Raw genomic sequence first — 17,177 nt, forward strand, 5'->3', positions numbered from 1 at the left:
AATTTTATATATGTGATTTTATCGAGAATTCAGGGGAAGTTAAGTGTGAGTTTGGTTAAGTATTACAATTTAAGAACCTGACTGCAGGACACTGCCAGCATTGGAATCCATCTTAATAATTGATTGAGATGAAACTTCAATTAATCCCTGCTCAAAAAGTCGGCTTAATCCAAAATAACATACTTTTCCAGATGGGATTCCATCTATCTGTGCTTTCAGGGAGGAAGATTGGGAAACAATATCGTTAACAGTGCGGCTTACATCACACATATTCAAAAGTTCCTCTGAAAGGGGGCTTAAAACTTGAACATCGATTTCCAATCCCTTCCGATTCGCCTCCTGGAAAGCAATCGTGACATTTTTATCAGGAACTTGTTTAAGGTCTTTTTTATCTCTCAAACATCGAATAAGTTCGTTATAATCTATACTTAGTTGAGCTACATGTAACCCTCTGGATTTATATGAAAAAGTGGTTAAACTGAAAATCTCAAGCTTCTCAGGTGACTCAATGATAGGGTCGCTCTTCCTGGTTGAAAAAAGGTTTCGATCTTAACAACTGAAGAGATAACGTTTTTGCTGCCGCCATCTCGTTGATATAATAAGTCAGAGCAAATTCACTGAAGTCCCTGGAGAATTGTCTATTAAGATAATACGGCTTCTTACTGGCATTCAAATCCGGGTTATCCATGAGCTTGTTAGTTCTCCATGTCCTCTATCAAAAACATTTAACATATCTCTGCTATCCTGTAAGAGTGCAAGTGGAAGCCAACGAAACCAGACCTGTATATAAGTGACGAAATCCCGAATCTCTTTGAAGTATGATCGGTCCATTTTTCGTTAGATAGGAAAAATGGCATCAGAAAGATATATCGTAAATAAATGTACTTACCGGAAGCAGGATGAACATAAATATTTTTGAAACTTCATGTTTACCCAAACTGTGAATTATGTTTATGATTCTCGAACAAGTTTCGCAAAAAAGCAGGGCTATACACTAAATTCCAGCAGAAAAGATCTTAAATACAGAATAACTAATTGATTCCAGAACCGAGGCTACAATTGCCTTTGCAACGGTAATAATAATTTTTAGTAAAAAAATGAAGTAGAGAATTTTACAAATTTTGTCATAGTCTACTCCTTAAAAGCCAGTACCCGGGTTTACAGGCATTTAAGAAATCTTTGTAAGCGAAAGATCAAGTTTTATTTCAGCAGCTTTAATGCATCCCTGCAAGCTGCGACTGCAGGCGCTCCTGAGGTTATGAATATAACATCCATAAGCTCCATTATTTCCTCTTTGGTTGCCCCGTTCTTGAGTGCACTCTGCATCTGCACAACCGTGCACCTTTCACACTGCTTGGATGCAACGACCGCAAGTGCTACAAGGATTTTAGTTTTTGCAGGCAGGGCGCCGTCCGAGAGTAACTTTTTATCGCACCGGTTATATTTTTTAAGTGACTCACTGTCAAGTTCTCCAAGGATTTCAAGAATGTGCGGCGTAAAACCCAGCTTGCTACTCATACTTTCCAGTAACTCTTCGTGTTCTAAATCCTTGTGTTCTTCCCGGCGTCCTCCCCCACAACATCCTTTCCCATGTTCTTCCATATTTGTTAACCCCCATGGCAATTAATCGGCTATTAATTATATGGTAATATTGTATCTGTATGTATGTTATTTATCTATTCCTGAAGCTGCTGAACTCGTCTTTTGACAATTTTTCAAGATCAAACTCTACTCCCCCGTTCCAGAGGAGTTCGAATTCCTTACCCAGATTTTTTGCAAGCCCTGTGTCCCAGATTTTTACGACCGAAAGGATGCGGTCACTGTCGTGGGGATGAAGCTGAAACAGCACCACGACATTCTCATCAATGATACCGAAACAGGAGTTAAAGCTCTCGGCAAGCCTTATTTCCATGCCTTTTTTGAATTTATCAAACTTTTCTTCTCCCTGCCTTGAAAGCAAGGAGGAAAGTGCTGTAAAGCGGGGAGATATTAGCAGCCTGATTTTGATGCCCCGGTCAATGGCTTTTAAGATTTCAGGCAGCAAGCTTGAAACGATGGGCATTGCAAAGGTAGGAGGAATTAAACACACCGATTGTTTTACCTCCCCATATACAGAAATCGCAAACTTCCTGATTTCAGACTCAGTTACAGCAGTCGTCCAGAAAATTTCGTCTTTTTGCTTTTGAATCGGCACATTTTTCAGAATCTGTTTTGCCTCCCTGACAGAGTTTTCCAGGACAGAAATTTCTCTTTCGATCTCGACTTTTCGCCTCTCAAAGAAGGAACTTAAAGCCATTTCAGGATCAATTGCCCTGAATTTTTTAGGCCTTGAAACCTGGACTTCTATAAAACCCTTTCCTGCCAGAGACTCGAGCACTGTATAGATCTTACCATAGGGCACGTCAGCATCCCTGCAGATAATATTTGCCCCACAGACCCCGAATTTTAAGAGAGAAAGATATGCAGCTGCCTCATAAGCCGTCAGCCCGATATCCTGAAGAAGCCTTTTCTTTTGCATGTGTAACTCAACAATTAAGAACTTAAAAACATTCCTAAAAATAAAATTTAATCCGGAAATCTTTATTTTCCATAACTCGAAATGCTTTTTGATATTTCTTCTCAAAATTTAATTATTTATTTATTTATTTATTTATTTATTTATTTGTTTATTTATTTATTTATTTATTTATTTAATGAGAGCATAATTCTTACACTAAATTTGAAATAGTCAATATACCTTTTTATAAGAAAAAGAGATGAGTAAAAATATGTATACAGAAGAGAACAAAGCAATAGTTTGCCGATTCTTCGAAGAAGGACCTTCTAAGGGAAATATAAATGCTGCTGATGAATTGCTGTCACCTGATTTTTCAATGCATGTACCTCTGCCTGCATCTTCGGGGATTGAAGGAATAAATGAAGTGATTACCACATGCAGGGCAGCCTTCGAGCATCTCAATGTTACAATTGAGGACATGGTTGCTGAAGGTGATAAGGTGGTTGCCCGTTTTACAGCTCGAGGTGTACATAAAGGCAATTTCATGAATTTACCGGCTACAGGAAAGCCGGTAACCATGACTGGCATAGAGATTTTCCGCATTAAAGATGGTAAGATTGCTGAGTTATGGGGCGAGGTTAATCTTCTTGGACTAATGCAGCAGCTAGGTATTTTTCCCGTGCCTGGTCAACAGGATTGATTTTGGTCAGGTGTCCTGGAAATTTGATCAGTATAGGGAGTTGAAATTCAATAATATACAGAAATGGAGATATATGCAACTTGAAAAATAAAAATATAATGGTTTTATTATAAATTCTGGGATGATATTAACTTGGTATATACAGTATTATTGACGGACAACTCTATTAGTGCCCGGATAGTGAAACTGCATCGGGTAAACCCTCACAGGTTTATCCGGATAAGATTATCATAGTTATTAAGCGAGAGAGATAAAGTTATTTTCGAATATACGGGGGAGTAAGACGAAACCGACGGATGACTTAAGAGAGGAGCACAGAGCTGTTAAACTGATGCTGAGAATTCTTGATGGCATATGCACAAATCTAGAAGCCGGGAAAAATGTCAGGCAAGAACACCTTGACGGGCTTATAGAATTCATGAGAGTATTCGTTGACAGATGCCACCATACAAAGGAGGAGGCTTACCTTTTTCCGGAGATGGAAAAAGCAGGAATTTCAGGCTCAGAAGAGTTAGTAGGCTCACTCAAGAAAGAGCACGAACAGGGAAGACAGCATGTAAACAGAATAGAAAATGCACTTCTGGGAAAAGAAGGCGATAGAAAGCTGCCGACCATAATTGAGAGTTCGAGAGCTTACATTCAACTTCTGACCGCTCATGTCGAAAAAGAAGACAATAAGCTTTTCCCGTTGGCTGATACCTACCTCCCGGAAGTTGCACAGAAAGATTTGCTCGAACACTTTGAAACTGTGGAAACCCAAATAATAGGCCCTGGCAAACATGAAGAGTTCCACAGGTGGCTGCACACTATGGAAGAAATCTATGCAACATCAGAGTAAGCAGCAGAACCGCAAGCCTTTTCAAAAAATAGCTTGACCGCAAGCCTTTTCAAAAAATAGCTTGACCGCAAGCCTTTTCAAAAAAGGCTTGAGCGAAAATCCTGATTTATCGAAACCGGTGTAACCGGAGCGTGATAAACCGGCGAAACGCAAGCCTTTTCAAAAAAGGCTTGAGCGAAAACCTGTTGAGAAAAGGTTTTATCGAAAACTCTGATTTATCGAAACCGGTGTAACCGGAGCGTGATAAACCGGCGCAACGGTTTCGGCGCAACGGTTTCGGGTCAACGGTTTCGGGTCAACGGTTTATTCAGATCAGAAAAGGTTAGAGAGAAGAGTCCTGCCTGCTTGAGGCTAAGATTCCCTCTACTCTTGTTAAGGGCTCGGTTTTTAAAAGGGCTCTCAGGAAGTATTTTGCCCAGAGATACATCAATAGTGAGCCTATTCCGTTGCCTATGACTATTCCCCACCAGGCTCCGACCTGCCCCATATCAAAGGTGAAGGCCAGGAGCGCTGCAAAGAACGGGGTAAAGACAATAGTTCTTAGGAGGGTTGCAATTAAAGAATTCACGCCTTTTCCTGCGCCCTGGAAAAAGGAAGAGGAAAATAGACCAAGTGCAACTGTGGGATAGAAGATAGACATCACACGAAGGAAATGGGCAAGATCGGCGGTTATATGGGCTCCCCCTTCCGATTGTGTGAATATGGACGCGATAGGCATGGCAAAGGCAAATATGAAAGCTCCGGCTACACACTCTATAAAGACTCCGATCTTTGTTGAGTAGGAAAGAGCAATCTTTGCCTTTATGTAATCATGGGCTCCTATTGCGGCTCCGCTCACGGAAATAACGGCAGTTGATATTCCCATCAGGGGAGCCATTGCAATTGTCGCGATTCTCCATCCAGTTGAATAAACTGCAACTCCGTCTGTACTGCTTACAAGCACAATAATGTAGTTTATGAATAGCATTGACAGAGACATGGATAGCTGCTGGGCTGAAGCCGGAAGCGCAACACCGAAGATCTCTTTTACAATGCCTTTTTCAAAGTGGAAATCCTTGAAATCGAAAGCTACATAGGTATCCTTCCTGAAGAACAGCCAGTTTGCCATCATAAGGCTAGATATCCCTATAGATAATACAGTTGCCCAGGCTGCTCCTTCAATTCCCATATCCAGGGTATAAATGAATATCGGATCCAGAATGACATTCAGGACTCCTCCAGCAATCATAGCCTGCATCGCTCGCTTCGAGTCCCCTTCGCTTCGGAGAATCGCATTGGCGGCATTGGAAAAGAAGATTACAATGCTTCCAAGGAAAATAGCCCTGGCGTATCCAACTGCAAGTCCTGTAGTTTTTCCAGCTCCTGCTAGGGCGAAGAGTTGAGGGGCAAAGATATAAAACGGAATTGTAAATACAATCGAGAGCAGCGTAATTATGATTATGGTATGCACAGCTACATTGTCTGCACCGGCTTTATCTTTTGCTCCTATCATACGGGAGATTGCAGACCCTCCACCTATACCTATCCCGTTGGATAAAGCCATGCTGATGAAGAAAAAAGGGAACACGAAACCCATTGCTGCAAGGGCGTCGGCTCCAAGCCCGGAAACCCAGTAAGTATCAACCAGGCTGTATATTGTCTGCACGGACATGGCGATAACCATCGGGATTGACAGCTTCACTATAGCTTTTTTAGGGTCTCCCTGTAGTGTTTTTACACCAGTTGTCTCTTTTTTCCCTGTATGCCCGGCAGAAGTTTTATTTTTATTTTGCTTACGTTTCATTTATTACATCTTCCTTAATGACTCACTAAAAACAATTCTTCAAATTTGCAGTCCATTGCCTGTAATCTTCTGCCCTTTATATTCCGATTACTGGCAGATATCCTGAGGACCGACAGCCCTTTAACAATCCTTCTTCCATTCATTCCTGGCACACATATTCATACTTTAATGCGCTGCAACGGTATGACTCAATGCCTGCGTCTTTGTGCAGTTTTTTCACTATAACCCTCAAAAGCCCCGTAAAACTCTCACAGAATTCCTGAAGCACATTGAGGACGTGATCAGGGTTGGAGAACATAATTAAAATGACGTTTTTCCCCACTCTTTAATGTAAGTAACCGGATGTTCGGGCTTGATTACTTAATTTTTCAAATTCGTATTGTTCGATTTCTAACTAAATACCGTGGATAATATATATACCTTTTGAATCAGTATAAAAAATAGTAACAAATCAATGATTAAGTAGCTCATCGTGCAAAAGTTTCCGGCATTTCCAAGTTTATTAAAAGCCTCTCATAAAAAATTGGTCAGGATGCACGAAAAATAAAGATGAAGATCAGGATAAAAGTCTTCCCTTCGGTGAAAGGTCTTTCAAGTTTTTAAGTCGATGCCGGGCTCAAACCCTCAGATTCGATTTTCATTTGCAGGATCTCATAATCTTCTCTTTCCCGAAAGGAATCTGTAATAAGATTATAAACAATAAACTTATCTTCTCCTTAAATCTCAGGTTATAATAAAGATATCTGATATCAGGTCATGATAAAGGTACCTGATATGCGGTTATAATTTGAGAAAGGTTTCGTACTGTGGTCACGATCCGGGAAAATATTACGAGATCTTCGATAATATTGCATGATATCGGTACTCGTAGTACATTGATTTTATATATTCCATAGTAAAACCATTGTTCCTGGCAATTTTTCCAATCAGGTACGGACTGTGGGCGTCCCCGATTATATCCCTGGGACGGTTTCTCAGGATCACCGACAGTTGCGTTAAACACACGAAACCAATTTTAGGCAAGGTATTCCGGAGTTTGAAGTTCTGTGAGAACCACCCCATTCTCCACAAAGAATAAAGCCTGGGATCGATTATATCAAAAAAGGCTATCTTTCCTCCATCATTCAGATAACCTGAGGCATTACGGATAAAAGCATCTATCTGTTCGGGCATCAGGTACTGAACCACTGCCGTTGCCGTAATCCGGTCAAACGATGAATTTAATCTTTTCCACATTGTTTTGTCATCGGCAAGGATTAAATCTACATTTTTATAATTTTGTTCCCAGATCTTCTTTTCCGCTTCAAAAAGCATCGAACTTGAGAAATCTACGCCTACTACTCTCTCATAATTTGGCACGTAATATATCAGAAGCTCTCCCGCACCACACCCAAAATCAAGCAGAGATTTCCCTCCGCTTAAGTGAAAAAGTTTCTCTTTAGCCTCTTTGTAAAGAAATTCCTCTATAGGATACCTGTGGCCTCCATTTTTTTTATCCGAAAAATATTCTGTGCAGGAAAACTTCGGTTTATTAAATGCCATTTCCATTCCGAGTAACCCTCTTTGCTTTGTCTTCCCCACTTCACTGATGTATATTTGCAATTAGATGAAGGTGAAAAATGATTACATCTCTTTGAAGTCTATCTAGAAAAACATGTCTGGTATTATCAATATCACGTTATTTTATCTAGCTATTGAAACATTTGCCCTGAAAATGAGTCATGAACTACTATCGGAAGCTGTATTACTTAACGTAAAACTATAGGATATATAATCTGGATTCTATAAAATATATTTATCTTACCGCTCATATGAAGAATTACAGGAATCTTTAATCCCAGGGGTATCAACTTATAAAAAGAGTTGTGCCTTTCGTTATGCAGGCAGAGAACGTAAGTCGTTTCAAGTTGTATAATCCAGTATAGAACATTGAAATGATGTATAGAGCATTGAAATGATGTATAGAGCATTGAAATGATGTATAGAGTATTGAAATGATAATTATACATAAATGAAGTTCAGAATAATACTGATAAATCCAGGGGATAAGATTAAATGGAGGATATGTTCAGATTTGCAGATGAGCTTGGGCCATTTAAGATCATCCATATTTACGAACCGTCAGTTGACCTGAAAGCGGTTCTTGTAGTAGACAATATTGCGCGGGGTCCTGCTCTCGGAGGGGTTCGGATAGCTCTGGATGTAAGTACCGAGGAATGTTTCAGGCTGGCAAGAGCTATGACCCTCAGGAATGCAGCTGCAGACCTTCCTTACGGGGGCGGGAAGCTTGTTATGTACGGTGACCCGCGAATGCCTCGGGAAAAGAAAATACAGATGCTTCGAGCCCTTGCCAGTTCTCTCCGATACATGAAGGAGTACATTTTCGCCCCTGATATGGGAACGGATGAGTTCTGCATGGCCTGCATAAAAGATGAAATCGGAAGGGTGGTAGGTCTTCCCTGTGAGGTTGGGGGAATTCCTCTTGATGAAGTCGGGGCTACAGGCTGGGGACTTGCACAGGCTACCGAAGTGGCTTTGCAGTACTGTAATTTTAAGCTGAATGGAGCTCGCATTGTTGTTCAGGGCTTTGGGGCAGTTGGGAAACATGCTGCTCGTTTCCTCACTAAGAAGGGAGCTGTTCTTGTAGGAGTTGCTGATTCCCGGGGTGCAGTCTACAATCCCGACGGGATTGACACGGATACTCTGATAAGGCTAAAGAACGAAGGAAAAAATGTGCTTGACTATCCGGAGGGAAGAAAGCTCGACAGTAATGCAGTTATCTCCATTCCCTGCGACATATGGATCCCGGCAGCCCGTCCAGATATAATCAACGAGAGCAATGTCCATCTTCTGAATACTAAACTGGTTATTGAGGGAGCAAACATTCCGATCACAGAAGGAGCGGAAAAAATTCTCTATGAGGCGGGTGTTCTTTACGTTCCGGACTTTATCGCAAACGCAGGCGGTGTAATCTGTGCGGCATCGGAGTATCAGGGAGCTACCCAGTGCGCAGCTTTCGGGTCAATTGAAGAGAAGGTGAGAAACAATACGGCTCAGGTGCTGGAAACTGCAAAAACGAAAGGTATCCTGCCAAGGGAAGCTGCAGTCCAGCTTGCTGTAAAAAGAATTAAGCAAGCCATGAAATACAGGCGCTGGTCAATCTTTTCTTCGGCTCCCGGGTTTGTATAACCTTCATATAATCTATAATTTCTCTAAACCATTTAAGTCTCCGGCTGTCCAGGATTCTTTTTCACCTTAAATTGGATTCCGGCTTATTTTTTCCTCCGCACAGAACTGCTGCCGCCCTGACCACGCTATCCGGGGTAAAAAAGACCGGCATCCCGGCGGCTGTAAAAGCTGAAGCCATTTCCCGGCTGAATTTTCCTCCCGGAGAACAGATAAGAACCGGCTTTCCGCAGCTGTCTGCAAAGTCCCGGATCTTTTCCGCAACGTCCGGGGTAAGAAGGGGCGGGCCCCAGAGCAGGCTGACGATTGCAAGATCATAGCCTTCTCCGAAAGCCTCCTGAAGGGCAGCAATATAATGCTCATTTCTTACACTGCCTGTCAGGTCTACAGGATTTTTTACGGAAGCAAAAGCCGGAAGTTTCTTTTTGAGCTTTTCTACGGTCCGGCTGGCTATTTCCGGAGCCCTGAGCCCTGCTTCTTCACAGGCATCGGCGATGGAAATTCCTATTCCGCCTCCGTCAGTTATAATGAGAATTCTCTTTCCTTGAGCCAGCGGATACCTGTTCAGGACTTTGCAGGCATCTTTTAATTCTTCATAACTTGCAACTTCTATTACACCTGCTTTCCTGAAAGCGGCTTCATAAGCTTCATATCTCCCGCTGACAGCCCCCGTATGTGAACTGGCCGCTCTTGCACCTGGTTCCCGCTTTCCGACTTTGAGAGCTATGACAGGCTTTTTTTGTACACATCCGGAAGCAGCGGCAATGAACCGGCGTCCGTTTCCCACAGACTCTATGTAAAGGGCGACGGCTTTTGTTGCGTCGTCACCTGCCAGGAACTCAAGGCAGTCGCTCTCGTCCACATCCACTTTATTTCCGTAGCTTACTACCCTTGCAACCCCTGCCCCCTCGTTAGCCAGTTCGTCCATAATCATAGCGGCAAAGGACCCGCTCTGGGTAAGTACCGAAACCCCGTTTCTGGCAGGCCTTTCGACCTTACCGCTGGTTATAAAAAAGGTGTCCACTTTTGTAATCGTATCGTAGATCCCAAGGCAGTTAGGGCCCATAGCCCTTATCCCTTTCTCGTTTAAAATTTCTTTCAGACGGATTTCCAGTTCCTTTCCTTCGGGTCCGATTTCCCGAAATCCGGAACTGATAATTATCGCTCCTTTTACGTTCTCCACAGAGCCGTTGAGGATTTCAAGAACAGCAGGTGCTGGCACTGCAAAAACTGCTATATCGACTCTGTTCTTTATTTCATCCAGGCCTGGATAACATTTAAGCCCCCTGATCTCCTGGTAGCCCGGATTTACGGGATATATCTTTCCCTGAAACCCCATTCTCAAAAGGCTGTCCAGGATAGTGTAAGAAAGTTTTTCGGGATTTGGCGATGCTCCTATCAGAGCTATGCTTTCAGGCTTGAAGAAAAAACCAATATGTCCTTCAGTGATCATTTATGCCCATCCGAGTAATCTGCAGATCATATCCAGATTACAGTTCTGAGCTTAAATATCTACACTTAATAAATTTCGGCTTCATAATCCTCGGAAATAGAGAAAGTATGGAAGGTGCCAGAAGATAGGGAATAACTCATTACAGGATTACCCGCCTTGAGCCGGAAGAGACTCAAAGCACGGAAATTCCCTTTACTCTGCCTTTTATTTCTTGAATAAACCGAATTTTTCCTCCGCAGGTGCGCTCAGCGGTCACAGTACATACAAACTGCCCTTTCACATTCCTCGTTCTCGAATTTCCATTTTAATCCCCAGCGTTTGATCGCCTGTATTATTTTCACGAAATCCATCCCGCTCTCGGTCAGGTAATATTCGGATTTCGGGGGGTTTGTCGAGTCATCAACCTTCTTTCCAATCAAACCTTCCGTTTCCAGCTCTGTCAGCCTCTCTGAGAGGATTTTCGGAGTTATGTAGCCGAGTTTTCTTTTGAGTTCGTTAAATCGTTTTTCCTTCTTTTCCCCTTTGTGCAGTTCCAGAAGGATATGGATTGTCCATCTTTTACCAATGATATTCATGGTCTTGTAGACTGTGCAGTCTTTCATAGTATAAACATAGAAACTGTCTAATATATAAATTAGTATCTCTTATATACTGGTATCAAAAGGATACTATTATAAATTTTATTTTATAAAATCTGTATGAAGTATACTGGAAAAGTCCAGCGAGTTTGGAGAGATCAGCTATGAAAGACAACTTACCGGAAAAAGGTGCAATCGTTCAGAGAGACCGTGAAACCTATGCAATAGCTCCTCACCTCCCCGGAGGAATTGTGGACCCGAAAACCCTCATGAAGATCGCTGAAGTTGCGGAAAAGTACGGGGCTGCTGCCCTCAAGATGACTTCTGCCCAGAGAATTGCAATCGTGGGCCTGAAAGAGGAAGACCTTGATAATGTGTGGGCTGAGCTTGACATTAAGCCCGGCGCAGCTATAGGGCTTTGCGTAAGAAGCGTAAAGTTCTGTCCGGGAACGACCTTCTGCAAGCAGGGAAAACAGGATGCAGTAAGTCTGGGTCTCAAACTGGATGAGAAGTACCACGGGATGCCCATGCCTTCCAAATTAAAAATGGCGGTTTCCGGCTGTCCTAATTCCTGCGCTGAACCTGCTATCAAAGATATAGGGGTAATGGGCACTGCCAGAGGGTATACCTTAATGGTCGGAGGTTCTGCGGCGGCGACTCCAAGACTTGCCGAGGTTGTCGCAAAAGAGTTATCCGAAGAAGAAGTGCTTGAGGCAATCGATAGAATCATTAATTTCTATAAAAATTCCGGCACGAAAAAGAGACTTGGAAGATTCATTGAAGATATGGGACTTGAGAGCTTCAAAACCCGGGTAGACCTGTAAAACCGGGTAAACCTGGACTCGTACATACAGTTCTTAAATCGTTTCATACAGTGTTTAGAAAGCCTGGGCTGCTGCCTTTAAAAAGTTCATTCTGTGAGTGCCCCTAACCCCTGATTTTACCCGGGGTCTCAGGGGTTAAAATTTATACCGGTTAGCAGTCAGTTCCTGAAGTAATGGAAAAGTTTGTACTGATCAGGCATATATGGGACGAATGTCAGAATGGAATGTACAGGGAGAAAGAACAATCGAAAAGTAATGAAGGAATCAAGGTTAGCCTGGAAATTTCTGATACAGGCTATCCCGGCTCAGTGCCGGAAGATAAACAAATTATGGTCAAAGGGGAAAATAAATGAAAGTTATTGAGATGAAATCCTCACCTGAAAAGCCGAACCCTCACAATGTGAGCGTCCGGACGCTCTACGATACCGAACATGCCCAGGCAGTACACATAGAACTCAAATCCGGGGAAGCTTTAAAGAAACATATCACTCCTGTAGACGTATTTTTTTACGTGCTTGAAGGAAAGGGGGTTGTTGAGATCGGGGATGAGACGCAGGAAGTCAGCCGGGATATGTTGATAGAAAGTCCTGCAAAAATTCCTCACCGCCTTTTGAATCCCAGAGATGGGATTTTCAGGGTGCTCGTTGTTAAAGCTCCAAGGCAAACCGAGTCTACACGCCTGCTGTAAGAGCCGATAGGGTTGTACAAACGTGACTGGAAAAACAAAGCCTGAAAAGATAGCCGTTGTTCGCTGTGACCTGGTCTCGGAGACCTGCCCTGGCGTGGGCTGCTTCAAAGCCTTCAACGAAAGAAAATCCAGCTTTGAGGGGTATGGGATGGATACGCAGATGATTGCATTCTTCACGTGTGGGGGTTGCTCGGGAAGGAGAGTCTACCGGCTGGTTAAAGCCCTGAAAAAGCATGGGCTGGATGCTGTGCATCTCAGTTCCTGCATGCTTCTGGAAGACAGCTACCCGAAATGCCCCAATCTGGATAGTATCCGAAAGACAATCAGGGACGCGGGCATAGAGATTGTAGAAGGCACTCACCACTGAAAATTAATTTTAACCTGTTAATCGCTTAAATAAGTTCACACAAGCATTTTCAGCAATACGTACCCGCTTATCAGGGCACCAGGCACGGGGAGTAAAGATAGAAGCGCTATTCTGTGCCCTGGCTCTCTCGTAATTGAAAATGGTTGCGAGATAGAGACCGGGTTTTCACCTGTGAAGCTTTTCGCAGATATAGCTTTTAAAGAATATATCTGCGAGAATAAATTTTAATGAAATGAATAGAATTTTGATGAAAATTTATGATATTAAAAACGAATTTACACATATAATTCGAAAATATGCCAGGTCGATAAAATGAGCCATGATGTAACTCGGGACCGGAAAATCGAAGAGGATGAGAACTACGAGGGCGCAGACCTCGAACTCAGGGACATTCCCCTTCCAAACACGGGCAATATCCTGTATTCAATTCTAAATTCTTTAAACCACAATATTGCAAATTTTTATGCTTATACGAAATTCAGGGACTATCTTTCTGAAAACACTCTGGATGCGGAACTGCTCCAGAGAAGCATGAGTATTCACAGGGATTTCTCAGCCCTGCTCCTGCATACCAAAGAAGAAATGGTACTTATTTACCCGGAGCTTCTGGAAAGAGCTGAAAAACTGCTGTCTAGAGGAGAAACAGGTATAGACTTTATAGGTTATACTCGTAAGATGTGCAAACTAATAAACGATTACAAGAAAATGCTATACAGGGAAGGCTACTTGCCGGATCTTAGGATTAAACTGTCATTGAGCGACATCTGAGTTTGGGATTTCGCCATACAATATAAACAAAATATTTTTACACAAAAATCCTGAAGGGGGTCAGTTTAATGGTAAAACGAATGATAGTAAAAATTGACGAGAAAAAATGTACGGGCTGCGGAAAATGTGTCGCACCCTGTGCCGAAGGTGCTATTAAAATCATTAATGGAAAAGCAAAGGTCGTATCCGAAGAACTCTGTGACGGCATGGGCTTCTGTCTCGGGGTCTGTCCTGAAGGCGCCCTCTCGGTCGAAGAAAGATATACCGTCGAGTTTAACCGTGAAAAAGCAGAAGCCCAGCCCAGACAAAAGGACATCTCTATCCAGTGCTTCTCCTGCGGGGCCGGCGAAGATACCAGCTACCTTCTCCCCCTCAGGCACAACATGCAAAGCCTGTGGGTATGTACCCGCTGCCTTCCCAAACTAATTCACGGTTAATTCATTCAATTTCCGGACCAAAACTATTGTTCCGCGACCGTTGCGCCTCGACCGTTGCGCCGGTCGATCACGCCCCGGTTACACCGGTTTCGATAAAGCATGCGTTTTTGATAAAACTTTTTTCCAAAAAGTTTTCGCTCAAGCCTTTTTTGAAAAGGCTTGCGGTCAAGCTATTTTTTGAAAAGGCTTGCATTGAAGAGGAGGATTCCTGTCAGGTCAGGTTAAAGCCAGACTGGTTATCTGCATCAGGGCAGCCACGATATGCCATTCAGACTGGTTATCTGCATCAGGGCAGCCATGCTACTGCCATTATATGTCGTGTTTTCGATATATCCGGAGATGATGCTAAATTCCTGTACCTGAGCCAGTATTAACTCAGAATAGTCAGGCTTGTACCTGATAGTGACATCAACGGGCGCCATGAAGCCAATCCGATGAAGGCCGGATAAAGTCATTCAATTCCTCGTTTTGCACCCTGGGTCTTGAAAATATTACGTGGTATTAGCATATAATATTATACAGACAGGAATTGTGACTTGAGATTTGGGATAAATTCTATCAGGATGTTAACTGCCCAGCATGATAATGTGTAATTCAAATATTGAGAGGAATAAAAAGGTATATTCAAACCGCTAGCCGGATACAAAAAGTACGATTCAAACACAGGAGAATCAGGCTCGGGAAGCAATATTGCCCTATTAGCTCAACCCTCCTTTAAAACTATTGTTACTGTTAGTAGAATTTTCAGGATATTATCAAAAAGGGCGAAAGTGAATTAAACCAAAATGTTCAATACCTGCTGGAAAATATTGATTTGAATTGAACCTGCTTGGTAGAAATCAATATTAAGAATTTTGAAAAAACATTTTTCAAAAAACTATTGTACAGGTAATTTAATACCCCTAAAAGGAGGTATAAAAGTTGAAAAAATATTTGCCCACACTATTGATGTCGATCTTTATTCTTGGGGCTATATTATCCAGCGCGGTTGCAGGTGCGACCGATAATAGCCCAATAGCGAGTGATACGGCATCAAAGATATTAAAAACCAATGAATCCACCAATCAATCCGTAAATAAATCTGCCAATCAATCCGTAAATAAGTCCATCAATAATTCAGTATCCGTGAACGAGACGTGCCTTACCAATGTAAGCAATACTACAGCAGAACCCATCGCAACCGTTCCCGTAGCTGAACAGAAGTTCAGGGTTGGCCCTACAGTCGTTTTGAGGCCGGTTAATGATGTTATAACCGAAAACGAAGATGGTCTTGTTGAACTTTATATTGATAACCCATCCCTCAATGAAGTAACTCTGAACGTAGACGCAAGGATCAGCGTACCCGCTGGAATTCACGTTTACGGACAGGGCTTTGCTCAGACTGGTGCCGCAGGTACGGTCTATGGAGTATTTTCCGTGCCCCCGGGAAGCGCCCGGACAATCTACATTAACATTAAAGGAGAGAAAGTAGGCAGCTCTACAGTACACTTCAGCGGTCTGTACTGGCCTGGAGATAATAAGGATGATTACAACCCGATTTCGCTCAGCCATCCCTTTGTAGTTGAGCAGGCATCCAGAAATCCCGGAGAAGCTCCAAACCTTGAGGAAACCGGCCCCGAAAACCCCGGCTCTGAGGATAACGGAGGAGTAAAAGCCGAAGGAGAAGGCTCGTTTAGTGCGCCAGGGTTCGGATTACTGATCGCTGCTATAGGCCTGTTAGGAGTTTATGCTGCTAAGAGGAAATAATTCAGGTTAAAAGAGAGTTTTAAACGCAATTTCAGGAAAAAATAAATACATTTTTCCTGCTTTTTATTATTTCAAAAAGTTACAGAAAGTCATCCCCAATCTGGGAAAACCTTTCACTTAAAGTTGACCGGATGTTTACAGATGGCAGCCCAAAAAAGGTGGTAGAATGTCTGAGAGGGCTATTTTAAAAACTCTAATAATTTGTCTCTTAATCGGTTGTTTCCTTGTAAGCAACATTTCGTGTGTATATGCGTCAGAAGCTTCGGCAGATTCTTACGAGAACAAAACGAAGCTCTCAAAAGAAGAAATGCAGTCTCCAGAGGAGGAAGCACAGAATTCCGGAGAGGAGTTACAACCCTCAGAAGATACAGACACACAAACCTTAGAAAACGATGAGACCGAAGACACAGGCGTACAGCCTTTCGAAGGCGAAGATACACAAACCTCTGAAGATGCGGGAGTAGAACCTGCTAAAGAAACCGAAGTAAGTTCCCCGGAAAATCCTGAAGTGGAACCCTCTGAAGAAAACGGAGCAAATCTCCCGGAAAATGCTGAAGTGGAATCCGCTGAAGAAAGCGGAATAAATTCAGAGAATAATGAAACTGTGGCTTCAGAGAACACGGAAACCCATTCTTCGTGGGATGCGGAAATGCCTGAAGAGACAGGAACGCAAACATCAGGAGAAGCACAGGTCTCAGAGGATACCGAAAGCGAATCTTCATATCATAGAGGAAACTCATACCACATAGAACGCTCAGAGTATACTAAGATCGAGAACAATTACGTACAGTCTGAACCTGCGCAGGAAGCAGTCCCAGAAAACTCAGGATCAAACGAAAATTCAAAGCCTGTACCAACCTCTGCGAGTGTCAGTCTCCACGGTGAAAAGACCCGGGTTGTTTCCGGAGAAGATATTCTGCTTAGGCTTTCAGCCGTTAATCTTATCACAAAACCTGCCATGCATGTTCAGGTCATTATTATCCCTCCTTCAGGAATGAGTGTTTCTTCCTCGGAGTTTGTCCAGTCGGGCGCAGGCCAGTATACGACAACATATGAGCTGGATCCCGGACAGGGCAGAGATATTGAAGTAAGGATTGAAACCAACCAGCCTGGAGACTTTAATGTCAAAGGCAGAGTAGTCTATTATTTCGGCGACGATATTGGGAATGCAGAGGATAATACGCTCGACCTCCCCATACAGGTGGAAGCAAAACCCCTCACTGTGGAAGAAAGCCTGCCAGGATTCACACTGGCGAGCCTGGCATTCATATTCATTGCCGTATTTATCTTAAAAAGACGTTAAAACAATAAA

At 42.8% G+C, this 17,177-nt stretch carries 20 protein-coding genes; 11 read left to right on the plus strand and 9 right to left on the minus strand.

Going from position 1 to position 17,177, the window contains the following annotated elements; translation table 11 throughout:
• Positions 1-69 precede the first annotated feature (69 nt).
• The 3 genes from EQO05_RS03310 to EQO05_RS03320 form a co-directional block, all read right to left on the minus strand.
• Positions 70-399, minus strand: a complete 330-nt coding sequence (locus EQO05_RS03310) for a hypothetical protein (RefSeq protein ID WP_128503779.1) — start codon at positions 397-399, stop codon at positions 70-72.
• 801 nt (positions 400-1,200) lie between these two features.
• The gene (locus tag EQO05_RS03315) at positions 1,201-1,602 is read right to left on the minus strand and encodes a carboxymuconolactone decarboxylase family protein (protein WP_128503781.1); all 402 of its coding nucleotides are present in this window, start codon (positions 1,600-1,602) and stop codon (positions 1,201-1,203) included.
• A 70-nt stretch (positions 1,603-1,672) separates the two neighbouring features.
• A complete protein-coding gene (locus EQO05_RS03320) occupies positions 1,673-2,518 on the minus strand; it encodes a TrmB family transcriptional regulator (RefSeq protein ID WP_128503782.1) in 846 nt (281 codons plus the stop codon).
• A gap of 250 nt (positions 2,519-2,768) precedes the next feature.
• Between EQO05_RS03320 and EQO05_RS03325 the strand changes: the two genes are divergently transcribed.
• Both EQO05_RS03325 and EQO05_RS03330 read left to right on the plus strand, forming a co-directional pair.
• On the plus strand, positions 2,769-3,197 hold the full coding sequence (locus tag EQO05_RS03325; protein ID WP_128503784.1) for an ester cyclase: 429 nt from the start codon (positions 2,769-2,771) through the stop codon (positions 3,195-3,197).
• 268 nt (positions 3,198-3,465) lie between these two features.
• Positions 3,466-4,035, plus strand: coding sequence for a hemerythrin domain-containing protein (locus EQO05_RS03330; protein ID WP_255420825.1), 570 nt, complete (start codon positions 3,466-3,468; stop codon positions 4,033-4,035).
• Between the two features lie 322 nt (positions 4,036-4,357).
• On the opposite strand, the gene EQO05_RS03335 is transcribed toward EQO05_RS03330, so the two are convergent.
• From EQO05_RS03335 to EQO05_RS03340, 3 genes are all read right to left on the minus strand, one after another.
• Positions 4,358-5,818: an MATE family efflux transporter gene (locus EQO05_RS03335; protein WP_128503788.1), complete on the minus strand. Its 1,461-nt coding sequence runs from the start codon at positions 5,816-5,818 to the stop codon at positions 4,358-4,360.
• 139 nt (positions 5,819-5,957) lie between these two features.
• Positions 5,958-6,116, minus strand: coding sequence for a hypothetical protein (locus EQO05_RS15390; RefSeq protein WP_164888452.1), 159 nt, complete (start codon positions 6,114-6,116; stop codon positions 5,958-5,960).
• Between the two features lie 530 nt (positions 6,117-6,646).
• Positions 6,647-7,366, minus strand: coding sequence for a class I SAM-dependent methyltransferase (locus EQO05_RS03340; RefSeq protein ID WP_240664308.1), 720 nt, complete (start codon positions 7,364-7,366; stop codon positions 6,647-6,649).
• Between the two features lie 516 nt (positions 7,367-7,882).
• On the opposite strand from EQO05_RS03340, the gene EQO05_RS03345 reads away from it, so the two are divergent.
• Positions 7,883-9,007, plus strand: coding sequence for a Glu/Leu/Phe/Val dehydrogenase (locus EQO05_RS03345; RefSeq protein ID WP_128504157.1), 1,125 nt, complete (start codon positions 7,883-7,885; stop codon positions 9,005-9,007).
• 61 nt (positions 9,008-9,068) lie between these two features.
• Here EQO05_RS03345 and EQO05_RS03350 read toward each other — a convergent pair whose 3' ends face one another.
• Positions 9,069-10,457, minus strand: a complete 1,389-nt coding sequence (locus EQO05_RS03350) for an acetate--CoA ligase family protein (RefSeq protein WP_128503790.1) — start codon at positions 10,455-10,457, stop codon at positions 9,069-9,071.
• A 245-nt stretch (positions 10,458-10,702) separates the two neighbouring features.
• On the minus strand, positions 10,703-11,059 hold the full coding sequence (locus EQO05_RS03355) for a helix-turn-helix domain-containing protein (protein ID WP_128503792.1): 357 nt from the start codon (positions 11,057-11,059) through the stop codon (positions 10,703-10,705).
• Between the two features lie 140 nt (positions 11,060-11,199).
• Here EQO05_RS03355 and EQO05_RS03360 point away from each other — a divergent pair, with 140 nt between their 5' ends.
• The 6 genes from EQO05_RS03360 to EQO05_RS03385 all read left to right on the plus strand — a co-directional run bounded on the left by EQO05_RS03360 (position 11,200) and on the right by EQO05_RS03385 (position 14,119).
• Complete coding sequence (locus tag EQO05_RS03360; RefSeq protein WP_128503794.1) at positions 11,200-11,859, plus strand: NAD(P)/FAD-dependent oxidoreductase; 660 nt, start codon at positions 11,200-11,202, stop codon at positions 11,857-11,859.
• Between the two features lie 173 nt (positions 11,860-12,032).
• Positions 12,033-12,212, plus strand: coding sequence for a hypothetical protein (locus tag EQO05_RS03365; protein ID WP_128503796.1), 180 nt, complete (start codon positions 12,033-12,035; stop codon positions 12,210-12,212).
• A complete protein-coding gene (locus EQO05_RS03370; protein ID WP_128503798.1) occupies positions 12,209-12,547 on the plus strand; it encodes a cupin domain-containing protein in 339 nt (112 codons plus the stop codon). Before EQO05_RS03365 ends, EQO05_RS03370 begins: the two co-directional genes overlap by 4 nt.
• A 22-nt stretch (positions 12,548-12,569) precedes the next feature.
• Positions 12,570-12,914 carry a CGGC domain-containing protein gene (locus EQO05_RS03375; RefSeq protein WP_128503800.1) on the plus strand — a complete coding sequence of 115 codons (345 nt, stop codon included), beginning with the start codon at positions 12,570-12,572 and terminating at the stop codon, positions 12,912-12,914.
• Between the two features lie 312 nt (positions 12,915-13,226).
• Positions 13,227-13,682: a hypothetical protein gene (locus EQO05_RS03380; RefSeq protein ID WP_128503802.1), complete on the plus strand. Its 456-nt coding sequence runs from the start codon at positions 13,227-13,229 to the stop codon at positions 13,680-13,682.
• Between the two features lie 68 nt (positions 13,683-13,750).
• The gene (locus EQO05_RS03385; RefSeq protein ID WP_128503804.1) at positions 13,751-14,119 is read left to right on the plus strand and encodes an ATP-binding protein; all 369 of its coding nucleotides are present in this window, start codon (positions 13,751-13,753) and stop codon (positions 14,117-14,119) included.
• 245 nt (positions 14,120-14,364) lie between these two features.
• Here EQO05_RS03385 and EQO05_RS03390 read toward each other — a convergent pair whose 3' ends face one another.
• Positions 14,365-14,574: a hypothetical protein gene (locus EQO05_RS03390; protein WP_128503806.1), complete on the minus strand. Its 210-nt coding sequence runs from the start codon at positions 14,572-14,574 to the stop codon at positions 14,365-14,367.
• A 466-nt stretch (positions 14,575-15,040) separates the two neighbouring features.
• On the opposite strand from EQO05_RS03390, the gene EQO05_RS03395 reads away from it, so the two are divergent.
• The gene (locus tag EQO05_RS03395) at positions 15,041-15,865 is read left to right on the plus strand and encodes a PGF-CTERM sorting domain-containing protein (protein ID WP_128503808.1); all 825 of its coding nucleotides are present in this window, start codon (positions 15,041-15,043) and stop codon (positions 15,863-15,865) included.
• Positions 15,866-16,031: 166 nt separating this feature from the next.
• A complete protein-coding gene (locus tag EQO05_RS03400) occupies positions 16,032-17,168 on the plus strand; it encodes a hypothetical protein (RefSeq protein WP_128503810.1) in 1,137 nt (378 codons plus the stop codon).
• Positions 17,169-17,177 lie beyond the last annotated feature (9 nt).

It is taken from the genome of Methanosarcina sp. MSH10X1, from assembly GCF_004099695.1.
Classification (GTDB): Archaea; Halobacteriota; Methanosarcinia; order Methanosarcinales; family Methanosarcinaceae; genus Methanosarcina.